Source organism: Sulfitobacter sp., from assembly GCF_036960155.1.
Taxonomy (GTDB): domain Bacteria; phylum Pseudomonadota; class Alphaproteobacteria; order Rhodobacterales; family Rhodobacteraceae; genus Sulfitobacter.
Map to the genome: position 1 here is coordinate 157132 of NZ_JBALWB010000007.1, position 23696 is coordinate 180827.

The 23696-nt window shown below is 53.1% G+C and carries 24 protein-coding genes; 6 read left to right on the top strand and 18 right to left on the bottom strand.

What is annotated here, in order from left to right:
- Positions 1–38 precede the first annotated feature (38 nt).
- Complete coding sequence (gene ctrA / locus V7775_RS15965) at positions 39–746, bottom strand: response regulator transcription factor CtrA (protein ID WP_335752900.1); 708 nt, start codon at positions 744–746, stop codon at positions 39–41.
- A gap of 101 nt (positions 747–847) precedes the next feature.
- A complete protein-coding gene (gene sciP, locus V7775_RS15970) occupies positions 848–1126 on the bottom strand; it encodes a CtrA inhibitor SciP (protein WP_335752901.1) in 279 nt (92 codons plus the stop codon).
- Between the two features lie 132 nt (positions 1127–1258).
- On the opposite strand from sciP, the gene mnmA reads away from it, so the two are divergent.
- On the top strand, positions 1259–2401 hold the full coding sequence (gene mnmA / locus V7775_RS15975) for a tRNA 2-thiouridine(34) synthase MnmA (protein ID WP_335752902.1): 1143 nt from the start codon (positions 1259–1261) through the stop codon (positions 2399–2401).
- Here the strand turns inward: mnmA and lpxB are convergent.
- From lpxB to pyrH, 14 genes are all read right to left on the bottom strand, one after another.
- The gene (lpxB, locus tag V7775_RS15980; protein WP_335752903.1) at positions 2398–3564 is read right to left on the bottom strand and encodes a lipid-A-disaccharide synthase; all 1167 of its coding nucleotides are present in this window, start codon (positions 3562–3564) and stop codon (positions 2398–2400) included. The two genes, mnmA and lpxB, sit on opposite strands and share 4 nt — an antisense overlap.
- The gene (locus V7775_RS15985) at positions 3561–4346 is read right to left on the bottom strand and encodes an LpxI family protein (protein WP_335752904.1); all 786 of its coding nucleotides are present in this window, start codon (positions 4344–4346) and stop codon (positions 3561–3563) included. Before V7775_RS15985 ends, lpxB begins: the two co-directional genes overlap by 4 nt.
- A complete protein-coding gene (gene lpxA / locus V7775_RS15990; protein ID WP_335752905.1) occupies positions 4343–5122 on the bottom strand; it encodes an acyl-ACP--UDP-N-acetylglucosamine O-acyltransferase in 780 nt (259 codons plus the stop codon). The genes V7775_RS15985 and lpxA overlap by 4 nt, the downstream gene beginning before the upstream one ends.
- Positions 5122–5592 (bottom strand): 3-hydroxyacyl-ACP dehydratase FabZ, encoded by a 471-nt coding sequence (fabZ, locus tag V7775_RS15995; protein WP_335752906.1) that lies wholly within the window; start codon positions 5590–5592, stop codon positions 5122–5124. The genes lpxA and fabZ overlap by 1 nt, the downstream gene beginning before the upstream one ends.
- A gap of 70 nt (positions 5593–5662) precedes the next feature.
- Positions 5663–6235: an OmpH family outer membrane protein gene (locus V7775_RS16000; RefSeq protein ID WP_335752907.1), complete on the bottom strand. Its 573-nt coding sequence runs from the start codon at positions 6233–6235 to the stop codon at positions 5663–5665.
- A 3-nt stretch (positions 6236–6238) separates the two neighbouring features.
- Positions 6239–8596 carry an outer membrane protein assembly factor BamA gene (bamA, locus tag V7775_RS16005; RefSeq protein WP_335752908.1) on the bottom strand — a complete coding sequence of 786 codons (2358 nt, stop codon included), beginning with the start codon at positions 8594–8596 and terminating at the stop codon, positions 6239–6241.
- Positions 8597–8757: 161 nt separating this feature from the next.
- Positions 8758–8886: a hypothetical protein gene (locus tag V7775_RS16010; RefSeq protein WP_335752909.1), complete on the bottom strand. Its 129-nt coding sequence runs from the start codon at positions 8884–8886 to the stop codon at positions 8758–8760.
- Positions 8887–9038: 152 nt separating this feature from the next.
- A complete protein-coding gene (gene rseP / locus V7775_RS16015) occupies positions 9039–10391 on the bottom strand; it encodes an RIP metalloprotease RseP (RefSeq protein WP_335752910.1) in 1353 nt (450 codons plus the stop codon).
- Positions 10392–10395: 4 nt separating this feature from the next.
- Positions 10396–11568, bottom strand: coding sequence for a 1-deoxy-D-xylulose-5-phosphate reductoisomerase (gene dxr, locus V7775_RS16020; RefSeq protein ID WP_335752911.1), 1173 nt, complete (start codon positions 11566–11568; stop codon positions 10396–10398).
- 4 nt (positions 11569–11572) lie between these two features.
- Positions 11573–12364, bottom strand: a complete 792-nt coding sequence (locus tag V7775_RS16025) for a phosphatidate cytidylyltransferase (protein WP_335752912.1) — start codon at positions 12362–12364, stop codon at positions 11573–11575.
- An 8-nt stretch (positions 12365–12372) separates the two neighbouring features.
- The gene (gene uppS / locus V7775_RS16030; RefSeq protein WP_335752913.1) at positions 12373–13125 is read right to left on the bottom strand and encodes a polyprenyl diphosphate synthase; all 753 of its coding nucleotides are present in this window, start codon (positions 13123–13125) and stop codon (positions 12373–12375) included.
- Positions 13126–13212: 87 nt separating this feature from the next.
- A complete protein-coding gene (gene frr / locus V7775_RS16035; protein ID WP_335752914.1) occupies positions 13213–13776 on the bottom strand; it encodes a ribosome recycling factor in 564 nt (187 codons plus the stop codon).
- Positions 13777–13913: 137 nt separating this feature from the next.
- Positions 13914–14558: a hypothetical protein gene (locus V7775_RS16040; RefSeq protein WP_335752915.1), complete on the bottom strand. Its 645-nt coding sequence runs from the start codon at positions 14556–14558 to the stop codon at positions 13914–13916.
- A 91-nt stretch (positions 14559–14649) separates the two neighbouring features.
- Positions 14650–15375, bottom strand: coding sequence for a UMP kinase (gene pyrH / locus V7775_RS16045; RefSeq protein WP_335752916.1), 726 nt, complete (start codon positions 15373–15375; stop codon positions 14650–14652).
- A gap of 108 nt (positions 15376–15483) precedes the next feature.
- Between pyrH and miaA the strand changes: the two genes are divergently transcribed.
- From miaA to V7775_RS16070, 5 genes are all read left to right on the top strand, one after another.
- On the top strand, positions 15484–16389 hold the full coding sequence (gene miaA, locus V7775_RS16050) for a tRNA (adenosine(37)-N6)-dimethylallyltransferase MiaA (protein WP_443070138.1): 906 nt from the start codon (positions 15484–15486) through the stop codon (positions 16387–16389).
- Positions 16390–16462: 73 nt separating this feature from the next.
- Positions 16463–17308 carry an AraC family transcriptional regulator gene (locus V7775_RS16055; RefSeq protein ID WP_335752917.1) on the top strand — a complete coding sequence of 282 codons (846 nt, stop codon included), beginning with the start codon at positions 16463–16465 and terminating at the stop codon, positions 17306–17308.
- Positions 17309–17615: 307 nt separating this feature from the next.
- A complete protein-coding gene (locus V7775_RS16060; protein ID WP_335752918.1) occupies positions 17616–18701 on the top strand; it encodes an ABC transporter permease in 1086 nt (361 codons plus the stop codon).
- Between the two features lie 14 nt (positions 18702–18715).
- A complete protein-coding gene (locus tag V7775_RS16065) occupies positions 18716–20182 on the top strand; it encodes an ABC transporter permease (RefSeq protein ID WP_335752919.1) in 1467 nt (488 codons plus the stop codon).
- Positions 20183–20275: 93 nt separating this feature from the next.
- Positions 20276–22369 (top strand): ABC transporter ATP-binding protein, encoded by a 2094-nt coding sequence (locus V7775_RS16070; RefSeq protein WP_335752920.1) that lies wholly within the window; start codon positions 20276–20278, stop codon positions 22367–22369.
- A 202-nt stretch (positions 22370–22571) separates the two neighbouring features.
- Here the strand turns inward: V7775_RS16070 and V7775_RS16075 are convergent, their stop codons facing one another.
- The gene (locus V7775_RS16075; protein WP_335752921.1) at positions 22572–23105 is read right to left on the bottom strand and encodes a hypothetical protein; all 534 of its coding nucleotides are present in this window, start codon (positions 23103–23105) and stop codon (positions 22572–22574) included.
- A gap of 144 nt (positions 23106–23249) precedes the next feature.
- Positions 23250–23666 carry a hypothetical protein gene (locus V7775_RS16080; RefSeq protein WP_335752922.1) on the bottom strand — a complete coding sequence of 139 codons (417 nt, stop codon included), beginning with the start codon at positions 23664–23666 and terminating at the stop codon, positions 23250–23252.
- Positions 23667–23696 lie beyond the last annotated feature (30 nt).

Sequence of the window (23696 nt, forward strand, 5' to 3'; positions counted from 1 at the left end):
GGCAGGTCTAGCGTATTTCATACCTGCGCGCCGCTCATTCAGGCGCTAACGGCAATATCCATCTCTGCAGGATCAGGATCACGCAGCACATAGCCCCGCCCCCAAACTGTTTCGATGTGGCTTCCGTTGCCAGTGGCATTGGTAAGTTTTTTACGTAATTTGCAGATAAAGACATCGATAATCTTTAGTTCTGGCTCATCCATGCCGCCATAAAGGTGGTTCAGGAACATCTCTTTGGTGAGTGTTGTCCCCTTACGCAGGCTCAACAGCTCAAGCATCTGATATTCTTTACCAGTCAAATGCACAGGTTTATTTTCGACGCTAACCGTTTTTGCATCCAGATTAACAGAAATTGTACCTGTTTCGATCACAGACTGCGAATGCCCCTTTGAGCGGCGAATGATCGCATGAATACGCGCTACCAGCTCTTCGCGGTGGAACGGTTTGGTCAGGTAGTCATCTGCGCCAAACCCGAAACCACGGATTTTGTTTTCCGTATCGTCAGAGCCTGACAAGATCAGAATAGGCGTTTCAATCCTACTCAAGCGAAGTTGCCGAAGCACTTCGTGGCCGTTCATGTCGGGAAGATCTAGATCAAGCAGAATGATATCGTAATCATACAATTTTGCTAGATCGATCCCCTCTTCTCCCAGATCCGTCGCATAGACGTTCAAATTGGCATGAGTAAGCATCAGTTCGATACTCTTAGAAGTAGTAGGATCATCTTCGACAAGCAGCACACGCATTTTCGTTTATCTCCGCCAAAATAGGGTCAATCTATACGAGTAAACGTGAACAAAAATAGTTAACCACTCGTAAATGTTGATAACCTTAATGGCAGAACAACTTAAAGTTGTCTATATTTTTGCACCATTGTTGTCTTTAAAGCAGCCTCACCGTGGGTTGAAACGGCTCTAACCCACTCAATGAACTCATCATCACTCAAACTATAGCGCCCCAAGGCGTCATCTTTTGTGATTAGTCCATACACAACACCGCGTACAACCGCTGCCTTACGCGAGGCGACCCACCTTCGCGTTTTTGCAGGAGGTAAGTCCGCATATGTCATTACAGTTCCATCCGCGAGGGTCACAGCACGCGGGCCGTCAACTTTTTTAAGATACATAATACCACACCGTCATCATTGCCCCTACAGCAATGACCCGCGTGTCGTTAAAGACATATGAAGCTGCCCCCTTGTGAGTAGTTCACATTTTCCTATATTCCACTCTAATACTCCTGACATGATGAGCACCCAATGCCACTTGACCAATCTCCACCGCTAAATTCGCTTGGTTTTGCCAAAGCGCCTGCAGACACACGCGTGGTCGTGGCAATGTCGGGCGGCGTGGACAGTTCGGTTGTCGCAGCCATGCTTGCTGAGGAAGGATACGATGTCATTGGCGTCACCTTGCAGCTGTATGATCATGGCGCAGCATTGGCCAAGAAAGGTGCATGTTGTGCTGGGATTGATATCCATGACGCGCGCCGCGTGGCCGAGGATATGGGCTTTCCGCATTATGTGCTCGACTATGAGAACGTGTTCAAAGACGCGGTGATTGATGAATTCGCTGACAGTTATCTGGGCGGCGCGACGCCTGTGCCCTGCATCCGCTGTAATGAGCGTGTGAAATTCAAGGATTTGCTGGAGACTGCAAAAGACCTTGAGGCTGACTGCATGGCAACTGGTCACTACATTCAGCGCAAGATGGGTGAAAACGGTGCCGAGTTGCATGCGGCCGCTGATGCCAACCGTGATCAAAGCTATTTCCTGTTTTCCACAACACCTGATCAGTTGGATTATCTGCGTTTTCCACTGGGCCACCTACCGTCCAAGGACGCGACTCGCGCATTGGCCGAGAAATACGGCCTGCGAGTCGCCAATAAACCTGACAGCATGGACATCTGCTTTGTGCCTGATGGCGATTACGCCTCCGTTATTCGCAAGCTACGTCCCGAAGCTGCCGCCCCCGGCGATATCGTAGACACCGATGGCCGTGTGCTGGCCAAACATGACGGTGTGATCAATTACACCATCGGGCAGCGGCGTGGGCTAGGCATCGGTGGGCTTGTTGATCCTTTGTATGTCGTGCGCCTAGATGCGGACCGCAAAGAAGTTGTCGTTGGCCCCAAACACATGTTGGCCACGCGCACGGTGCCGATCAAGGAAGTGAACTGGCTGGGCGATGAGGCATTTACCTCGCGCAAGGAATGGCAAGTGGCGGTGCGTGTGCGTTCAACCCGTGCCCCGACCGAAGCGATCCTGCGGCCACTGTCAGCCACCACTGCCGAGGTTGAGCTGCTGACTGCCGAAGAAGGCGTGAGCCCCGGTCAGGCGTGTGTGTTTTATGATCCGGACAGCAGCCGCATCTTTGGCGGCGGTTGGATACATCGCGGTTAAACTTGCGCGATGCCGTCTAAAACGGCCTGTGCAGCGCGCAGGCCGGGTGCTTGGCCACCTTGCCCCAATAGCTCCATCGTGAGGGCCATCGCGGCGCGTTGACCATCCGGCGCCGCCAGAACATCAGTGATCCCTTTAGCGATCGCTGTCGGCTCACACGCTTTACCAATAAATTCAGGCACCACACGGGTGTCGGACACAAGATTGACCAAGGTCACGGTATCAATCTTTAGCATCCGGCTGATGATCATACGGCTGAGCGGGCTCATGTCATAGGCGATCACCATGGGTGTATCTGCCGCAGCTAATTCTATCGAAACGGTGCCAGAGGCCGCCAGTGCAACGTCAGCCGCCCGAAACGCCGCGCGTTTCTCGGCCATTGCAGCGTCATAGTCGCCGTGCCGTGGATCAAGCACAGTTGTATCGGGCCAGTCGGCGGTAAGTTCCAGAACGGCATCAGCAACAGGAGCCGCCGCTGGTACAACGATCTGCAGGTCAGGATGTTTGGCCTTTAAGTCCCGTACCACTTCCGAGAACCGTTCCCCAAGTCGCGCAACCTCAGACCGGCGCGATCCGGGTAAAACCATCAGCAATGGTGCGTCTGTCATGCCGCGGAAGGCGCGAAATGCTGTGGCATCTTCTGATGTTGCCACAGGCTCTGCCACAACAGGATGCCCAACAAAATCACAACGCATCCCTGCGGCTTCCATATAGGGTGGCTCAAACGGAAGTAGCGCCAGTACCTGATCGATGTGGTGCGCCATCTTGGCCGCGCGACCTGCACGCCATGCCCAGACGGTGGGTGCAACGTAATGCACGGTTCGAATGCTGCTTGAGGCTTTGACCAGCTTTGCCACGCGCAGGGAAAAATCAGGACTGTCGATGGTGATCAATACATCTGGTTGCATCTTGATCACCGCCGCCGCCGTCTGTGCGATCCGGCGTTTGAGGTGGCGGTACTTGGGCAGGATTTCTGCCAGTCCCATAACGCTTAGTTCGCTCATGTCAAAGCGGCTTTCCAGTCCCTCAGACTGCATCATTGCGCCGCCAACGCCCTCAAACGTCACATCAGACTGTAACGCCTTCAACCCTGCCATCAGCGCGCCACCCAGCTTGTCCCCAGATGGTTCGCCCGCAAGGATAAAGACGCGCAAGGCGGTCATTCTCCGGTCCGCGCCCAGAATACTAGTTTGTATTCATCCGCCAGTACCGCACATTTTTCAGGGCTGAGGACCAGCACATCACCCGCATCCACAACCACACCGCGCAGGCCCGCACGGTGCGCAGCCTCCAAGGTTTCTGGTCCAACTGTGGGCAGATCAACTTTGCGGGTTTGGTTTTCCTTGGGGCCTTTAAAGAGGATCCCGTCCGTAACACCGGACAGATCAGCCAACATTGCATCCGTGCCGCGCGCGTCTTCCATGGCTTTTACTTTGCCTCGGGCCACAACGCATGCCTGGCCTTTGTCTTCAGGCGACATCTCTAGAATATGCGTGGCTGCGACTTCCGCGTCTTCGCGCATCTGAGCATCTGGCCATTCAGCACTATAAACACCGCCCTTAGCCAGCAGTTCCGGTGCAACTTCATGGGCACCCAAAACGGTAAATCCCGTCTTTTCAAACAAATCGACCACAACGCGCAATGCGCCATCATCCCCCGCCTGAAGGGCTTGCATGAACATAGGCACCAACGGCAGCGTCTCGGCGTCCAGCTTGCTTGGGTCTAGTGCGGGACGGTCTAGTCCGCCAGCAAAGCACACCTGCGTCACGCCGCGCGTCCCAAGATCAAGCAGCAATGTGCCTAACGTCTCAAGACGGAACGTGAGATCAGCCTCAAGCCCAGACAGGGCTATCCCCTCATAACCGCAGATCAAAGGAACCTCATCAGTGGCCCCAGCTACCAACGCTGGCAAATCGCCGCGCCCTGCTATAATCGCCAGCGTCATTTCGGCGTCAGGAAGTGGCGGCCAGTGTCGGCCAATACAAAATCAACGATCTCGCGTACATAATCGCTTTCGGTTTCGGCACCCAGACGTGTTGCACGGTCATGGAACGTACCTTCGCCCTGTGCCAACATCTGAAATGCAGCCCGCAAGGCCGTAATGTCACTGCGCGCAACACCTCGGCGCTTGAGACCAACCAGATTGAGACCATCAAGATGCCCACGCGACGCCTGTACGAGGCCGTATGGGATCACATCGTTTGTGACCATTGTTACAGCGCCAATGATGGCACCACGCCCCACACGCACCCATTGGTGAATACCGGACAACCCACCCAGAATAACGTCATCTTCGATCACGCAATGGCCGGCCACAGCAGCGTTATTCACTACCACCACGTTATTGCCGACGATTGCATCATGGGCGATGTGACAGCCAGCCATAAACAGGTTGTCATCGCCAACGCGAGTCACCCCGCCGCCGCCTTCGGTGCCACAGTTCATGGTCACGTGTTCGCGGATGCGGTTGCGCTCACCGATTTCAAGACGGCTAGCTTCGCCTTTGAATTTCAAATCCTGCGGAATTTCACCAATGACGGCGAAGGAAAAGATGACTGTCCCCTCACCCACAGTGGTTTGTCCGCTGATCACGACATGGGATTTCAGCACCACATCCGGCCCCAGAACAACCTCCGAGCCGACAACACAGAATGGACCTACCGTAGCGGATGGGTCAATCTGTGCGCCGTCTTCGATAACCGCGCTGGGGTGGACGCCCATTACGCATCCCCTTTGGGCAGATCAAGCATCGCCATAAATTCGGCTTCAGCCGCCATCTCGCCGTCTACAGTCGCAACACCAGAGAATTTCCAGATTTTACCACCGGGTTTGCCACGCAGAGTTTTGACATCCATGCGCAAAACATCACCCGGCACAACTTTTCGGCGGAATTTACAGTTATCAATGGACATGAAATAGATCAGCATGTTGCGATCCAATTGGTCCAACGCGACACCAATCATCACCCCTGCCGTCTGGGCCATCGCCTCAACGATGGTAACGCCGGGCATGATCGGAGTACCGGGAAAGTGGCCCTGAAAATGCGGCTCGTTCATTGTGACGTTTTTATAACCAACCGAGGTTTGCGTGCCGTCGATCTCTTCGACTTTATCAACCAAAAGGAAGGGATAACGGTGCGGCAGAATACGTTGGATCGTTTGAATATCCGCGCGTTTTAGGTCTTGGGTCATGGGGAGTTCCTTCCGGGATCTTTGGAGTAACAGCTAACAATTGTGCTGCGCATGGGCAAGCACAGCTATGTTAGTCCTGCGGCTCGCTTTGCGGGGCTGGCGTTTGATTGCCACCTTCGCCCAGCTTTTCATTTAACCGTTCAATTGCAGCAGATGTTATATCACTGCTGTTAGAGCTGATAAATACTGTCCGCCGTTCCAGCACCACAGTTGCACCAACCTCAACCATCAACTCTTGCAGAACGGGTCCTGCAGCGTTGAGAAAGATTTCCCGTTCCTTGTCTAGCAATTGATTGAGATTGCGGGATTTGGCTGCTTGGGTTTGACGGGTTTCTTGCACCCGTTCATCAAAGGCATCCGCAAGCGGGCGAAACTCTTCTGGTGACATGGACGCACGGCGATCAGTCAGGTCTTGCTCTTCCTGAGCCAACTCAGCCTCGATCTGGCGGTTCTCGGTGGCCAGTTCATTGCCAACACTTTCGATCTCACGTGCAACACGTCTGCCAAAATCACTATTCAAAAACAGACGTTCGCTATCAATGGTCAGGATCGGAGTGGTCGGTGGGCTTATGTCTTGTGCTGCCACTGGCGCGGCAAGGAGCAACGCCAGCAACAACCCAAAACTCTGTAAAACCCGCCGCATAATTTAGAACTGTGTTTGAAGAGTAATCTCGAACTTTTGTTCTCGGTCAAACTCTTCTTTGCGGATGGCATCCGAGATGTTGAACTGCAACGGACCAACAGGCGTATCCCAGAAGATAGAGACACCGATAACATGGCGGAATGAGCCGCTTTCGCCCGACACAGTACCGCCGTTCAAATTGACATCAGACAAATCCCAGACGTTACCCACATCATAGAAAACACCGCCACGAATGCCGTATTCTTCCGGCAGACCCAGAGGGAATTCCGCTTCAAGACGGCCAACAACATAAAAGTTGCCGCCTAGCGTATCGCCTTCGGCAGAATTTGAATCGCGTGGTCCAATGCCGCCTGGTTCAAAACCGCGCATCTGGGATGTGGAAAGGATAAAGCGATCGACAGCACGGTTTGTGCCCCCCTGCCAAGACAGTGCACCACCTTCGAGGGTCGCACGCAGTGTCAGTTCCTCGTTGAGGAACTTCTTTTCTCCAACAGCTTTAGCAACTGTACGGATGTACTCCTGATCACCACCAATGCCTGCATAGTCCTGACTAAAGCGGAACAATACACCTGCATTCGGGTCAAGCCCTGTGCGGCGCGTGTCATAGCTGTATGAATAGCCAATAGACGAACTGGTCAGTTTGCCCGCAGCAATGTCGGCCGCAATGATATCGCCGTGGAAATCACTGCCGTCATCATTCTCATCCTGCGCGGTGACTTCTTTCTGTTCTGCAGTATAGCGCAGTTGCATACGTCCGTTTTCTGACACCGGAAAAGACACGCTAGGCTGGATTTTAATGTTTGTCGTATCATAGGTCGAGAAGGAAGAGTTCGTCTCGGAGTAATCCACCTCAAGTCCAAAGCTCACGTCCCGGCCCAGCAATGATGGCTCTACAAAACGAAAGCCATAGCGGCGGGCATCAGAAGCTGTTGAAACATTGAGGAAAAGTTTCTGACCGCGCCCAATGAAGTTTTCTTCAGCAAAGCTGATCGCAACCCCCGGACCATCAGAGGACGAATAAGAACCCCCAAAATTCAAGGAACCAGTTGGCTTTTCTTCAACGTCAACGTCAATGACAACCTGTTCCGGCGTGGAGCCTTCACGGGCATTCACTTCTGCAGTCTCGAAATACCCTAGCGCCCGAATACGTTCCGCCGATTGGCGGATTTCGCGCGGGTTAAAGGGATCGCCCTCAACGCTGTCAAATTGGCGGCGCACAACACGGTCAAGCGTTGTTGTGTTACCCTCAATGTCAATCCGCTCAACAAAAATGCGCGGGCCACGTGACAGCACAAATTCGACATCCAGCGTTAGATCACGTTCGTTGCGGGTGACGCGCGGCTCTACGCGCATAAAATCCACACCGTCACGGATCGCCTGACGTTCCAATCGGGCGATATCAGCATCAACCAATGTCGGAGAGTAAACAACGCCCGGCTTGACCTTTACGTAGCCAGAGTAAACATCCCCATCTACATTGTTCAGCTCAGAGGTGACAGTCACCTCACCAAATTTGAACTGCTGCCCTTCTTGGACGTTAAAGCCAACAAAGTAGCCGTCGCGCTCTTCTGTCAGTTCGGCGTTAACCGAATTGATGCGCATGTCGACGAAGCCACGCGAGAAGTAAAAGTCGCGCAAGAGTTGTTTATCAAATTCAACCCGGTCTTGTACAAATGTGTCACGGCGCACCAAACGGCGGAACAGGCCAGCCTGCTTGGTTCCCAATACACGGCGCAAACGACGGTCTGAGTATTTGCGGTTGCCCACAAAACTAAGGCGTTCGATTTCAACATTATCGCCTTCGAAAACTTCAAAAACCAGATCCACTCGGTTCTGGTTGCGTTTGATCACTTTGGCCTGGACCCGCGCTGACAACCTGCCATCGTTGGAATAGGCCTGCGCGATCGAGTTTGCATCTTTTTCAGCTTGGGCCGGATTAAACACACGGCGCGCAGTTGAATTGATAACCGAACTCAGCGCGTCATCCTTGATCCGGCGGTTACCTTCAAAGGAAATGTTGTTGATCGTTGGCAGCTCGACCACTGTGATTGTCAGTGTACCGCCTTGCGGCTCAATCGAGACGCTTTCAAACAGACCCGAGTTATTCAGAGCCTGAAACGCATCATTCAATTCACCAGCGCTCACGGCCTGACCGCGGGCGATTCCAGCCTGAGACAGGATTGCACTGTCACCAATACGCTGGTTTCCCTCGATGCGAACCGATTTAAACTGGTATTGTTGTGCAAACACTTGTGGCGCCGGAGCAACCCAAGCGGTTGTAACTAATAAAGAAAATGCAAGCCCTTTAAGGCCTGATCGAATTTGGTTGTTCTGCTCAAGCGCAACTGTTGCACGCTTCATAGACCCCAGGTTCATGGTTGTTACCCAATTTTTATAAACACCGTTGAAACCTGAGTACCCTCCGAGAGCGGGCTTGTCAAAACCATCAAGGCCTCTTTTAACGTCAAAAGGCCCGCGCGGGGCGCAGACCTGTAACTTTATTTCAGGGTCTTAGAGATTAGTTAGTAAAGTGAGCCCATAAACGCGCCTGCACAGAGTGCAAAGACGATGGTGCACAGATACAATGCCAGATCCCAGTTGAGGTCCATAAGAACACTCAGACCTCGGTAACCATTTGAAATTGCCTGCATGGGTCGCTCCTCGACTACATTGCTAATCTTGAGCTTAATATTTGGCAGGTAAATGTGGCAAACACGGGGGGCAAATGTGGCAAAAGCAAGGCAATCGCCCTGCTTTTGCAAAAAATCACAATGTTATTCTACCCTTACGGGCAAAATAGGTCTTATGGGCAGAACAGGTCGTTAAACAACGCAAACAACATCAGCCCCAAAACCATCGTGATGCCTATGGTCATCAAAATGCGTAACGCCGCATCGCTTGGCGGTTTGCCGACGACCGCTTCATAGGCATAGAACACCAAGTGCCCGCCATCCAATGCGGGGATCGGGAACAAGTTTAACAATCCCACCGCCGTACTGAGCACGGCAATAAAATTAATAAAGCTCATCGCGCCTTGGCTCGCCATTGCACCTGATACTTTTGCAATGCCAACAGGGCCAGACATGTTACAGCTGCTGATCGCCCCTGTCGCCATATGCCAAAGGCCTGAAATCGACCCATTTACGATCCGCCAAGTCCCAGCAACACCGCGTTCGATCGCTTGGGCAAAGCCGGGGGTATCGGTGGCAGCGGTGATCACGCTCTCGCTTGAAATACCGATCCGCAGAACATTGATAAAACTTCCATCTGCCTGAGGCTCATCCGTGGATTTCGGCACCAGCGTAAATTCAAGCACCTCGCCATTCCGCCAGACATCTAGTTGCAATGCCTGCCCTTCCGAGCTTTCGACCGCCGCCTTCAACTGCTTGAACGCAAATGTCGGCGTGCCATCGATCCCTGTAATCACATCACCTCTGGCCAATCCAGCCGCCAGTGCTGCGGTCTCTGGACCAACGCTGCCAATCAACGCGGGCTGCGGATAAGGGCCAGACACGGTAATGGAAGTACCATCACGCAACACTGTATAATCCAAGACTGGTTCAAGCGGCACCGCATCCATATACGCGCGGTATTCAGCTGTTTGCGTGCTTGGCGGTATTTCACGCCCATCAATGGCCTGTAGGATATCGCCTTTCTTCAATCCAACAACCTCTGCAGGCATCGGCTTTAACGCTTCAACGGTCAACGGCTCTCGTACTGTGCCAAGGCTCATTGCGATGGCCGAAAAGATGATGATCGACAACGCAAAATTGAACACAGGTCCCGCCACAACTGTAAGCGCACGCGCCCAAAGCGGTGCGCCGTGCATTGTCTCACGCAGTCGCGCCGGATCGTCGGCCACCTGCTCCATTGCGTCTTCGTCTTTGCCGGATGCCGCATTGGCATCGCCTGCAAATTTCACATAACCACCAAACGGCAGTGCTGCGATTTGCCACCGTGTGCCGTGTTTGTCATGACGGGAATACAGAACCGGACCAAACCCCAGCGAAAACACATCCGCTTTGATTCCGCACCAACGACCAACAATGTAGTGGCCGTATTCATGGATCGCGACGATCACCGACAAGGCGATCACAAATGCTGCAATTGTCCAAATGAATCCGCCGAATTGCGGAAGAAGTGTTGTGATATCCAATGCTCTACCTTGCTCTTTTTTCTATAGCGGCTTTTGCCGCCTTACGTGCCAGATGATCTGTTTGGTAGACGTTATCAAGGGTCATGGTGGCATCAATATGACCGCCCCGTGCATCCAACTCGTCTAGTGTCTGCGCCACAACATCCGACATTTGGGTGAATTTGAGGTGTCCCTCGATGAATCCATCCAATGCAGTTTCCTTTGCCGCGTTAAAAACAGCCCCTGCAAGGCCGCCCCGCGCCATCACTTCACGCGCTATCCGCAATGCCGGCCAACGCGCATCATCAGGGGCGCGAAATTCAAATGTGCCGATTGCCGCAAGGTCCAGCCGTTCAACAGGTAAATGGCGGCGCGCAGGATGATGCAGGGCATAGCCAATTGCATGGCGCATATCTGGCGGCCCAACATGCGCCATAAGCGCCCCATCGTTAAACCCGACAAGCGCATGGATCATGCTTTGCGGATGGATCAGGACCTCAATTTTTTCAGGATCTATGCCAAAGAACTCACGTGTTTCAATGATTTCCATCGCCTTGTTGAACATCGATGCGCTGTCAATTGTGATACGCTGCCCCATGTCCCAGTTTGGATGGCTAGAGGCTTGATCCAGCGTGGCATTGGGGAGGTCTTCAATGGGCCAGTCGCGGAATGCCCCACCTGATGCCGTAATGATAATCCGCTCTACCGCGTCCATCGGTTCTCCGACAAGCGCTTGAAAAACGGCGGAATGTTCGCTGTCTACTGGCAGGATTTCGGCGCCATGCGCCCTGCCCGTTTCCAGCAACAATTTACCTGCGCAGACCAACGATTCTTTATTGGCCAATGCCAATGTAGTGCCCTGCGCCAGTGCCGCCATTCCAGGTGCTAGACCTGCCGCACCAACGATTGCTGACATAATCCAATCAGCGGGGCGATGCGCCGCCTCTTCGATGGCGCTTGCACCTGCCGCTGCTTGAATGCCTGTGCCCTCTAGGGCCGTTCGCAATGCATCTAGGCGCGTTTCATCAGCTGTAATTGCAATCTGCGCCTTTAGAGCAATGGCATCTTGTGCCAATTGTTCGATGTTGCGCGCGCCAGTTAAAGCAATGACTTCGTAGGCGTCAGGCGCGCGTTTGATTAGGTCTATCGTGTTTTGCCCGATCGACCCCGTCGCACCAAAAATGCTGACCTTGCGCATCCGCTTAACCCAATCCGGCTGGGAAACCGACAAATTGAATGACAAAAAGCACAAACACCGAAGCCCCCAACATCCCGTCAAAGCGGTCCATCAGCCCGCCATGCCCAGGAATAAGGTTTGAGCTGTCTTTCACACCCATCTTACGTTTCAATGCGGATTCCGCGATGTCCCCCAACTGCGATGCCATAGCGACCAAGATCGAAATCCAAACCAACGACATACCCGTGCCTGTATTGATTGAAAAAACCGCCCCCACAATTGCCGCGCCGATCCAGCCCGCTGCCGTGCCTGACCATGTCTTTTTGGGGCTTATGGCTGGCCAAAACTTGGGGCCACCAAAGGCGCGGCCCGCAAAATATCCAACCACGTCCGTGATCACAACAACAAACGCAAGCCACAGCATCCAACCGCCACCCATGTCATCACGGATCAACATAAGGGAGATCCCAGAAAGAAGGATCATCAGCGTAAACGCCATATAAACTCTGCGACTACGCTCTAGCACACTATAACCAACAACCACCGGAACAAGGATTAGCAGCAGCGAGAATACCGCCCAAACATACCCCGCAGCAAAAATCGAGACTGCTGCAACGGCCCCCAGCAAAACCTGCTGGTTCGCCGCATCCGTGCGCAACATCCCCACAAGCTCCCAAACCATCAAGCCGCAAATCACCGCGACAAGAACGTGAAATGTCAGCCCGCCCATCAAGATGCACACGGCACCAACCAGCACCATTGCAACGCCGGAGCCGACCCGTGTGGCCAGATCAGACCATTTTTCTGTGCTGCTCATTGCAATCCTCAGGTTTTGACCGCACCAAAGCGCCGATCACGCCCGCCGTAAGAGGCACAAAGTGCCGCAAACTCTTCGCGGGTGAAATCAGGCCATAGCGTGTCGATAAATTCATATTCTGCATAGGCCGATTGCCACAGAAGGAAGTTGGAAATACGTGCCTCTCCGCTGGTGCGGATCACGAGGTCGGGATCAGGAAGAACATAAGTATCCAAGTACTTTGGCAGAGTTTCTTCATCCACATTTTCAGGATCAAGCCGCCCCTCTGATACATCTTGGGCAAGACGTTTGGTTGCGCGCGCAACTTCGTCACGGCCACCATAATTAAGGGCGATCGTCAGATGCACACGTGTGTTGTGGGATGTCGCTTCTTCCAAATCGTTCATCAGCTTGATTAGCTTGTCATCCAGCCGCACACGGTCGCCAATAAACCGCACCCGAACACCAAACTCGCTGAGGCTGCGTGTTTCTTTGGTAATGTAGCGGCGAAACAGGCTCATCAGCCCCGCCACCTCTACTTGAGTCCGTTTCCAATTTTCGGTCGAGAAGGCAAATATCGTGAGGTATTCGACCCCGACATCTGGACAGGCTTCAACAATCTCGCGCACACGTTTGGCACCAGCATGGTGACCAAACAGGCGTGGTCGCCCCCGCTGAGTGGCCCATCGACCATTGCCATCCATGATAATCGCAACATGGCGTGGCCCACCCGGTTCGGGTTTGGGCAAAGGCTCAGGGCTGGGTTTAGCGCGTTTAATCATAACGTCTTACGCATGGTACTGAGCCTATTGTTAGGAATGGTTTTACCTCAATAGAACCGTAACCAGCCCTATCGATGTAAACGTCGATTAAACTTGCATGATTTCCGCTTGTTTCGTTTCAAGCTGATCATCAATCGCTTTAATGTTCTTGTTGGTCAGTTCTTGAACTTCGCTTTCCCAGATCTTCTGGTCATCTTCGGACATGCCATCGGCCTTGGCCTTTTTGATCTGGTCCATGCCATCACGTCGAATATTGCGGATGCTGACACGTGCGTTTTCGGCATAGCCGCCCGCAACTTTGGTCAGCTGTGTGCGACGTTCTTCGTTCAGCTCAGGGATTGGCAACATGATGATGGTGCCGTTCAGCTGCGGATTGATACCCAATCCACTTTCGCGGATGGCTTTTTCTACTTTGCCAACCAGCGCTTTGTCCCAAACGTTAATCGTCACCATACGCGGTTCTGGTACGTTTACGGTACCAACTTGATTGACTGGCGTCATTGAGCCATAGGCGTCTACCATCACTGGCTCAAGCATCGAAGCAGAGCCGCGACCTGTGCGCAACGACGCAAATTCGGTCCGTAGGGATGCAAATGCACCCGCCATGCGGCGCTCCAGATCGTCGGTATCAAGCATAAAATCTTCTGACATGTGGTATCTTCCCGTCCTGTCCGCCTATTTTGGCAATTTGATTACGTATATCTCAAGACAACAGCGAATGACCAGTGTGGTTTCTCACAAGCCGTGGTTTGCGCGGAGTTGCGACAGCGCATTCTGAAATCACGGCTTCACTCTTTCCGCAGCTCTGCCAGTGTCGGTTTTGGGAGGCCCTTGCCCGCCATCAAAAGAAGTCCCGGCACATAAGCAAACGCAATAATCAGCCCGGCACCAGACAGCGTAAAGGGTAACATTTTCCTCATTTGCCACCATGTCGGCAATATGCATTTTGAGCCCACCATACTGCACGGTGCCAGAGTGAACAGATATGGAAATATCACTGCCGCAGCAAGCAAGCCAAGTGCCCAAGAGATAACATATGTTTTGCTACGAGGCGGACTTTCCGGCGGCCAATACTCACCACTTGAAACATAGGCATTTTCACGCATGGACTGCGCCAAACTCCCAAGGGTTTCATCCTCGATTTGCACGTCATGCTTTGCCAGCAACGCATCGGCCCGTTTGTTAAACGAGGCTAGGTTCCGCAAACTAGAGAGTGCAAATTCCCCCAGCTTTTGTCTGTACATCGGCATCGAGTTCAGGATCAACGGGAGCGACACACCCAGCTCTTCACAGCACTGCTCATAGATTTCATGAAATTCATCTTCGGTTGTAACAACTTCCGAAAATCTCGTTTTATCCGTAAGCAGACCGATATCAGTCCCCGTTACATGGCCCACAACGCGGTAGACTTTCGGCAGGTATGTAGAGTCCATTAAAAATCCTCTCTTTAGGCCTAAGTCCTAAAGAGGTCTTGCGTCATCATATTGAACTTATCACGGTAAATTTTAGATGGGTGCCCGCACTTTAGCCCTGAACGCGGGTATAGGTGCCCTCGCCCGCAAGAATCCCTTTGAACCCACCCGGCTCATCCAGTGAGAACACAATGATTGGCAGGTTATTGTCGCGCGCCAGTGCAATAGCAGATGCATCCATCACACCAAGACGTTTGGCCAACACATCGTCATAACTCACTGTATCATAGCGTACTGCGTCATCGTGCTTTGCTGGGTCTTTGTCATAAACGCCGTCCACTTTGGTGCCCTTAAAGATCGCCTCGCAGGACATCTCGTTTGCGCGCAAGGTGGCGGCCGTGTCGGTGGTAAAATACGGGTTACCCGTACCGGCGGCAAAGATGCACACCCGCTTTTTCTCAAGGTGGCGCACAGCGCGGCGGCGGATGTACGGCTCGGCCACTTCGTTCATAGTGATTGCAGAAATCACACGTGTATGAATACCCTCAGCTTCCAACGAAGATTGCATCGCCAGCGCGTTCATAACAGTTGCAAGCATCCCCATATAATCCGCTGTGGTCCGTTCCATCCCCTGAGCCGAGCCTTGCAGCCCGCGGAAAATGTTACCACCGCCAATCACCATGCAGATCTCAACGCCCATATCATGGACCGATTTCACTTCTTTTGCGATGCGTTCAACTGTTGGCGGATGAAGGCCAAACCCCTGATCTCCCATCAAAGCCTCACCTGAAATTTTGAGCATCACCCGATTGTAGGAAGATTGAGAAGTATCAGACATGGTTGGGGGGACCTTTCGAGGGCATTTTGACGTGAGGCTTTCGCTTTGGCTTAAAATGTCGCAAATAGCGAAAACATTCAATGCAGCGTAGCTAGGAGGAGCAAAGAAATGTCACAAACTGCAACCGCCATGCTGCTGGATACGATTCCGGCTGATCGCCCAGTCCTGATTGCTGGGCCGACAGCATCGGGTAAATCTGCGCTTGCGCTGGAAATTGCCACACGTGGTGGCGTTATTGTAAATGCGGATGCCAGTCAGGTGTATGGCTGTTGGCGCGTGATCTCTGCCCGTCCCTCAGCTGCCGAAGAAGCACAGGCGCCGCACCGCCTCTATGGTCACCTGCCCGATGATGCGTCCTATTCCACAGGCCATTGGCTGCGCGAGGTTGAGGCGATCATCGCCCAAGGCGAGCGCCCCATCATCGTGGGCGGCACTGGTTTGTATTTTCAGGCGTTAACCGAAGGGCTCGCGCAGATCCCACAAACGCCAGCTGACATGCGCAAACACGCCGATACCGTGCCACTTGAAACGCTCAGTGCGGGACTGGATCAAGAAACGGCAGCAGGCATTGATCTGGCAAACCGCGCACGGGTGCAACGCGCTTGGGAGGTTTTACAAAGTACGGGCCGCGGATTGGCAGCGTGGCAGGCCGAAACGCCACCGCCTTTGCTGCATCTTGATGATTGTACTCCGATTGCGTTGGATGTTGATCGGGACTGGCTTGCCGCGCGCATCGAAAAGCGCTTTGATCTGATGATGGCAGGCGGCGCATTGGACGAAGTCCGCGCAGTTGAGCCGCACTATGATCCGACACTACCTGCGCACAAAGCCATTGGTGTGCCAGAACTCATCGCGCACCTGCGCGGGACCCTCACACTTGCGCAAGCACGAGATGCCGCAATCATTGCCACACGACAATACGCCAAGCGCCAACGCACTTGGATTCGCAGTAAAATGGCTGCGTGGCAGAAGCTTACCCTACCTGAAATACCCCCCATCAGCGAGGACGTTTAGTTGTTTTCCTTTGAAATTAATCTCGCTATGGTTGTGGTTGTCGCGTTTTAGCGGCGCCGGAGATAGCCATACGATGAGCCTTACACAGCTAAACATCCAATCTCTTGCGCAGATCGTCGGGACCTCGCCCTGGCGGTTAGGGTTGGCGCATGACAGGCCATACCATACATTGTTTTGGTTCACCCGTGGACAGGGGCGAATTTTGCTGGATGGCCGCAGGCGTGGTCTGGGCACCCATAACGCGGTATTTGTTCCAGCCCATGCCCTATTCGCAATTGAACCCGGCCCCCAAAGTTTGGGTCAGGTGGTGATCATACCTGAGGGCACTCCGCTGCGCCTTCCTGATATGGCGCGTCACTTGCGGGTGCGCGACATTCACATTCAATCCGAGCTCACGGCATTGATCGAAGTAGCGCAGCGTGAGCAAAGCCAATCGCGGCCCTTGTCACAAGACGCACTAGAAGCGCATGTCTCTTTGATGTCAGTCTGGTTGCGCCGTCAAATTGCGCTTGAGGAACATGTCCCGATCAAACGAAGCGCTGGCGAGCGATTATCCCAGCGCTTTGCGCAATTGATCCCCGAGAATTACACCTCTGGTGCATCAATGTCATTTTATGCGGATAAATTGAGTGTCACACCTACGCACCTAACCCGCACCGTCAAAGCCGCAACAGGCAAGACAGCCGCTGATCTATTAACCGAACGAGTGGTTCACGCCGCGCGCACATTGTTAGAAACCACAGACCACCCCGCGCGCAACATCGCAAAACATCTGGGCTTTGGCAGCGCCGCGTATTTCACCCGTTTCATGCAACACCACGCGGGCAGCTCGCCCAGCCAGTTGCGCACACCAGCGCAGAAAACCAGCATAGCCCAGCAAAAACCACGACCTACAAACAGCTTAAGGGCCGCACAATAAAACGCCCTTTGCGCGATACTTCTTTCCCTAAATTTCTACCGTGACGCAAGTTGATGTCGGTTAAAGACAACAAAGTGTCCTTCAGCGACATTGACGCGGCCCCATTAGTCGTGCCTGATGGTGTCCAAGGAATGTCATTTGAACATTCTAAAAGTCTGAAAACGGACTGGGGGAGAAATCGACGCGCAATTCAATTTGCGTATCATATCGCGGCTTTCGCTGCGGCCTTCCCGCATATCAAGGGCAAATGCCCAAAGCCAAGAAGTAGGATCAACCTGCTTGCAGCCAACGACAGGGGCTAACATTCATGGGACTATTCATTCTCAGACGTCTGGGTGTGATGTTACTGACGGCACTTTGCCTGACTTTCATCGTATTCTGGCTGACGAACCTTTATCCGAATCTCGAAAAACTTGCCAAAACGCAAGGCAACTTCCGAATGAGCGACGAGGCCGTTACCTCCTATCTTGGGGATCGCGGCTATTTAAAGCCACTGCCTATCAAATTTGCACAATGGGTGGGTGTTGCGCCCGGTTGGGTTACGGAAAAAGAAGACGGCACAACGATTGGCCGTTGTTTTAAGGAGAATACCCCAGAGGACGAACGCCGTAGCTTTTGCGGTGTGTTACAAGGGGATTGGGGGCAATCAACTGTCTTTAAGGATGACGTGGGCGGCATTGTCGCCACGCGCCTTGGCTTAACGGCCAAGCTGATGTTCTGGGTTTTAGTTCTCATGATTCCGATGGCCCTGCTCATCGGTGTCTTGGCTGGGATGAGAGAGGGTTCAAAACTGGACCGTTCCCTATCAACAGTGTCGATCGTCAGTACAGCAACACCTGAATATGTATCCGGTGTTATCTTTATTGCCGTTCTCGCCTCATCGAAATTTGGTCTGTCACCGCTGCTGGCGGATTGGGGCTGGATTGAGGGCAAGACCCTGTTCAAAGGCTCTGCCACCTCTGCAATGGAAAGTGCCAATTTCAAAAACTTCTTCCTGCCTGTCCTCACCATTTCGCTGTATGGAATGGGGTATATTGCACGTATGACACGCGCTTCGATGACCGAAGTCATGACCGCGCAGTACATTCGCACCGCGCGCCTCAAGGGTGTGTCCTTTCGCAACATCGTTCTCAAGCACGCGTTGCGCAATGCCCTGATTGCCCCGTTTACGGTGATCATGTTGCAGATCCCGTGGCTGTTAAACGGGGTCGTCATTGTCGAGATACTGTTCAACTACAAAGGTTTTGGATGGGTGCTGGTGCAAGCCGCTGGCAACAACGACATCGAGCTTTTGTTGGCCGTCTCGGTTGTATCCGTTGTGGTGGTGCTGTTCACGCAGCTCATCTCTGACATCGGATATGTCTTCCTCAATCCACGCATTCGCATTTCATAAGGGAGGGCACAGATATGGAACAACTCACTTGGACCGGAGCGCTTTCGCCGCTTAATCTTTTTCTCTTTCTTGCAGTGACTGTGCTGGTGATCGCACTTGTTGTGCAGATCGTCGCAAGCTTTGCGCCCTCTGGTGGCAACCGCGCGGTTTATGCGGACGGTACGATGGCCACTGACAAAGGGCTGGCTGGATTTGTAGGAATGATCGTGCATTATGCCATGCTGGCAACACTCACAATTGTCGTCCTATACGTACTGTTTGGCATATTTATGGGAACAAGTGCTGGCATCATCGGGGGCATGGCCCAGCAGTTGCTGCCCGTCTGGATCGCCTTGATAATCACCTATGCGCTGTCAATCACCTTCAAGCGCAAGCTGGGCCTTTATGGCAAGTTGTTTGACAGCACCATTGGCATGATCGGCTTTGGCCTTGTCATGTTCTGGGTCTATGCGGGCTTCTTTGGTGGTGCGTTGGAACTGATCCCAACCCATGACACACTAAGCCAGTATTCGGGTATGAAGAACAAACTACCCGGAACGCCCCTGCGCGGCGCTGAGGAAGGCGATTACCAATGGTTCTTGCTAGGCGGTGACAATTTGGCCCGTGACGTATTCAGCCGCTTGTTTGAAGGCGCTTGGGCCGTGGTCAAAATTGCACCCTTTGCGACGATCTTTGCATTCATGGTGGGCATCACGCTGGGCCTGCCAGCGGGTTATTACGGTGGACGTCTGGACACCATCCTGAGCTTTGTCGCCAACCTCATCCTCGCGTTTCCTGTGATCTTGCTGTTTTATCTGCTTGTCACCCCTGAGATCAGGTTGACCGGGCTACCGAGCTACATGGCACTGGTGTTGTTTATCTTCCCGTTGATTTTCATCGCGATCTTACTGAATTCGCGCTTTTACACCCAACCCAGCCTGCGCACGCCGCTGCTGACTGTGGTGTTGGGGTTTGGGGCGTGGCTATATCTGTCGATGGTCAGCACCAATGGCTCGTTGGTTGAAACGCCGACCTACGCGATCCCGGGCTTGCCCGCGCTTCTGGACGGGTTCGACATTGACCCTGGTCTTTTGGTGGTCTTTGTCGCCGTGGTGTTTGTGAATGCCCCCACAGTGTTTCGTATTGTGCGCGGCTTGGCGCTGGATATCAAAACGCGTGACTATGTGGCAGCTGCACAAACCCGCGGTGAGGGTCCGTGGTACATCATGCTGTGGGAAATCCTGCCCAACGCACGTGGCCCACTGATCGTCGATTTCTGCCTGCGCATTGGCTACACAACCATCCTGTTGGGCACCTTGGGGTTCTTCGGGTTGGGCCTTGCATCGGAAAGCCCGGACTGGGGCACTACGATCAATGCCGGGCGTCGTTTGCTATCGATCTATCCACACGTAGCTATCGCGCCAGCCATGTCCTTGCTGACATTGGTGTTGGGGTTGAACCTGCTGGCGGATGGTCTGCGCGAAGAAAGCCTGCGCGACTAAGTAGAGAACGGAGGGCCAATCATTGGTCCTCCCCGACATTTATGGCCGACGAGACAAACCTGTTTTGCGGCCCTCCCCATAAGGAGACACAAGATGCCAAAGACCGATTATGATGGTCCTATCCTTGAGATCGACAAGCTTTCGATTTCGTTCTTTACACGGTTGCGCGAAATCCCTGCGGTGATGGACTTTTCTGTCTCGGTGAAACCGGGTGAGGCCGTGGGCCTTGTGGGTGAATCCGGGTGCGGTAAATCCACTGTGGCGCTGGGCGTGATGCAGGATTTGGGCAAGAACGGCCGCATTGTTGGCGGCTCGATCAAGTTCAAAGGCCAAGATTTAAGTAAGATGTCCGACGCCGAACTACGAGACATTCGCGGCAGTGAAATTGCGATGATCTACCAAGAACCCATGGCCTCGCTGAACCCTGCAATGAAGATTGGTAAACAGCTGGCCGAAGTCCCCATGATCCACGCTGGCATGTCCGAAAAAGAAGCAAACGCACGTGCATTGCAGGTGGTCACAGACGTAAAACTCCCCGATCCTGCGCGCATCTTGGAATCCTATCCCCACCAGCTTTCTGGGGGCCAACAGCAGCGTATCGTGATTGCGATGGCGCTGATGTCGGAACCCTCCCTGCTGATTTTGGATGAACCCACAACCGCGCTTGATGTGACAGTTGAGGCCGCTGTGGTCCAACTGGTCAAGGATCTGGGCAAGAAATACGGCACCTCCATGCTGTTCATCTCGCACAACCTTGGTCTGGTCCTAGAAACCTGTGACCGCATCTGCGTAATGTATTCTGGCGAAGCAGTTGAGCGTGGCTCAATTGAGGATGTGTTTGACGAAATGCAGCATCCCTATACGCAGGCTTTGTTCCGCTCAATCCCGCTGCCGGGGGCTGACAAAAATGCCCGCCCACTGGTCGCGATCCCGGGTAACTTCCCCCTGCCCCATGAACGCCCGAATGGCTGTAACTTTGGCCCACGCTGTGACTACTTTGAAGCAGGGCGTTGTGATCAGGGTGACATCACCATGAAGGACGTGCCCGGCAATAACCGTCACGCCACGCGTTGTCTGAAATTCGACGAGATAGACTGGCAAGCGCCGCTAGAACTGGCCGAGGTGAAAACCAAAGGTGAGATCGGAGAAGTTGTTCTGAAAATGGACAACCTCAAGAAATACTATCAAGTGGCGGCCAACGCGATGTTTGGCGGTGGCAATACCAAAGTGGTCAAAGCCAACGAAACCCTCACCTTTGAAGCGCGCGAAAGTGAAACACTGGCCATCGTAGGTGAGAGCGGCTGCGGCAAATCCACCTTTGCCAAGGTCCTGATGGGGCTGGAAACCGCCACAGACGGCACCATCATGCTGGACAATCAAAGCATTGGTGACGTCCCGATCGAAGAGCGTAGCACCCAGAATGTCGCCGACATTCAGATGGTATTCCAAAATCCGTTTGATACCCTCAACCCGTCGATGACCGTGGGCCGTCAGATTGTGCGCGCCTTGGAAATCTTTAAAATCGGGAAGAATGAAAAAGAACGCTGGCAGCGCATGCTAGAGCTGCTCGATCTGGTGAAACTACCGCGCGAATTTGCAACCCGTATGCCGCGTCAACTGTCGGGTGGTCAAAAGCAGCGTGTCGGCATTGCGCGCGCCTTTGCTGGGGATGCGCGGATCGTTGTCGCGGATGAGCCGGTATCAGCCTTGGATGTATCCGTACAGGCGGCGGTGACCGATCTGCTGATGGAAATCCAACGCAAACATAAAACCACCCTGCTGTTTATCTCGCATGACCTCAGCATTGTGCGCTATCTCAGCGACCGTGTGATGGTGATGTATCTGGGCCATGTGGTGGAATTGGGGACAACCGATCAGGTCTTTAACCCGCCCTATCACCCGTATACCGAAGCACTGCTATCTGCGGTGCCGATTGCCGACACAAAGGTAAAGAAAAAGCACATCGTGCTGGAGGGCGATATCCCCTCCGCCATGAACCCGCCCCCCGGCTGTCCGTTCCAAACGCGCTGTCGCTGGAAAGAACGGGTACCTGGTAACCTATGCGAAACCGAAATCCCACCTGTTCGAATGCTGGACGGCGATCATCAGGTCAAATGTCACCTCAGTCAGGAAGAATTTGACGGGATGGAACCTGTTATCGAAATGGGCGATGTCGCGGCAGAGTAAGGTTTGAGGAATGCGAAACTGAGCGGTCAACTTTTTGGCCGCTCAGTTTCGTAAAAGCCCCACTAAACAATCTTGATCTCAATTGAACATCCGACAGAAGTACGCGCGGTTCGTTCAACTTCGTCTTCGAATAATTCCAGCCCCGACTGAAGCTTATGGATGTTGGCTTTTTGGACCAAGTTACCTTCAAAACGCAGCTCGGTTAGTCGGCTTCAACAATTGGCGGCAACAAATTTTCTCCATTGATTGAGGGGTTCTTTGGTAGCCTTTGTGCCTTTAACAATGGGGTGGGAACGGGAGGGTCGAGAACGACAATTGGATATTCGTCGATCCAAAAACCGCCCCACCTTACGTTGCACTCGCCCAATGCTGAAATAACTTCGGGCGGCACAAAACTCGCTGCAAATATGAGGAGTTCATCATCTTGGTTCCTTGTTTCATAAGCAAACCATTCACTCGTAGAAATATCCAGAAAAGCTGCCCAAGTCCCGTGATACCCAAGCCTCCTACCGTGGAAAAAATAGAAACCGTCAGCTAATCGCGTTAGCTCGTGTTCATATGGAAGTTCAAGTACCGCTTGAGACAGATGCCAAGTTTCTTTGCGCAAAAGTTCGACGTGATCGTTCGCCGCGTTGATGCAAGATACAATTTCAGTCGCCACATCGACCTTTTCGGCGAACACGGGCGACGACGGAATTATTAGGGCCGCAGCCACTGCCAAAACAAACTTCTTCATCATGCACATCACGTAGTCATTGCAACGAGGGTTTAGAAGCGTCGAAAGGCGCTCTAAGCTGACTATCCATCGATACAAACGCGAAAAAAACTATGCTGACCTCTAAGCTGTTGTCCGGAATATGACCTCGGACTCTCTCCCAGATCAGAACAGTGGCAAATCCATCAGGGCCATTGCAATCACACAGGGGAAATAGGCCGCGGCAAAGAAGAAGAACGATGGGAAGCGGTTGCGCATTGCGCTGCCTGCGATTGCCATCACTGGGCCGGCACACAAGGCCAACAACGTCGGCATGACGATCATTTCGTTATATTCAAATCCCGGACCCCAAGGCATTTCAGGGTTTTCCAGACCTGCCGCAATTGTACCAACAATCATCCCCAAGACAGCACCCATCAGCATCGGTTTGATGTTGCGGCGCACTGTGGGTGTATCGGCGGACATTGACGGAGAACTAAACATGGAGCTAGAAACCCCTTCACCCGTCGCCATTTCAGATTTCCCATACCCTGCATGGTTGTTGATCCGTGCGATGCGTTGGTTGAAAAGGTCTTGGCTCATAGGATTTGCTCTTGTCCATATTAACTATGG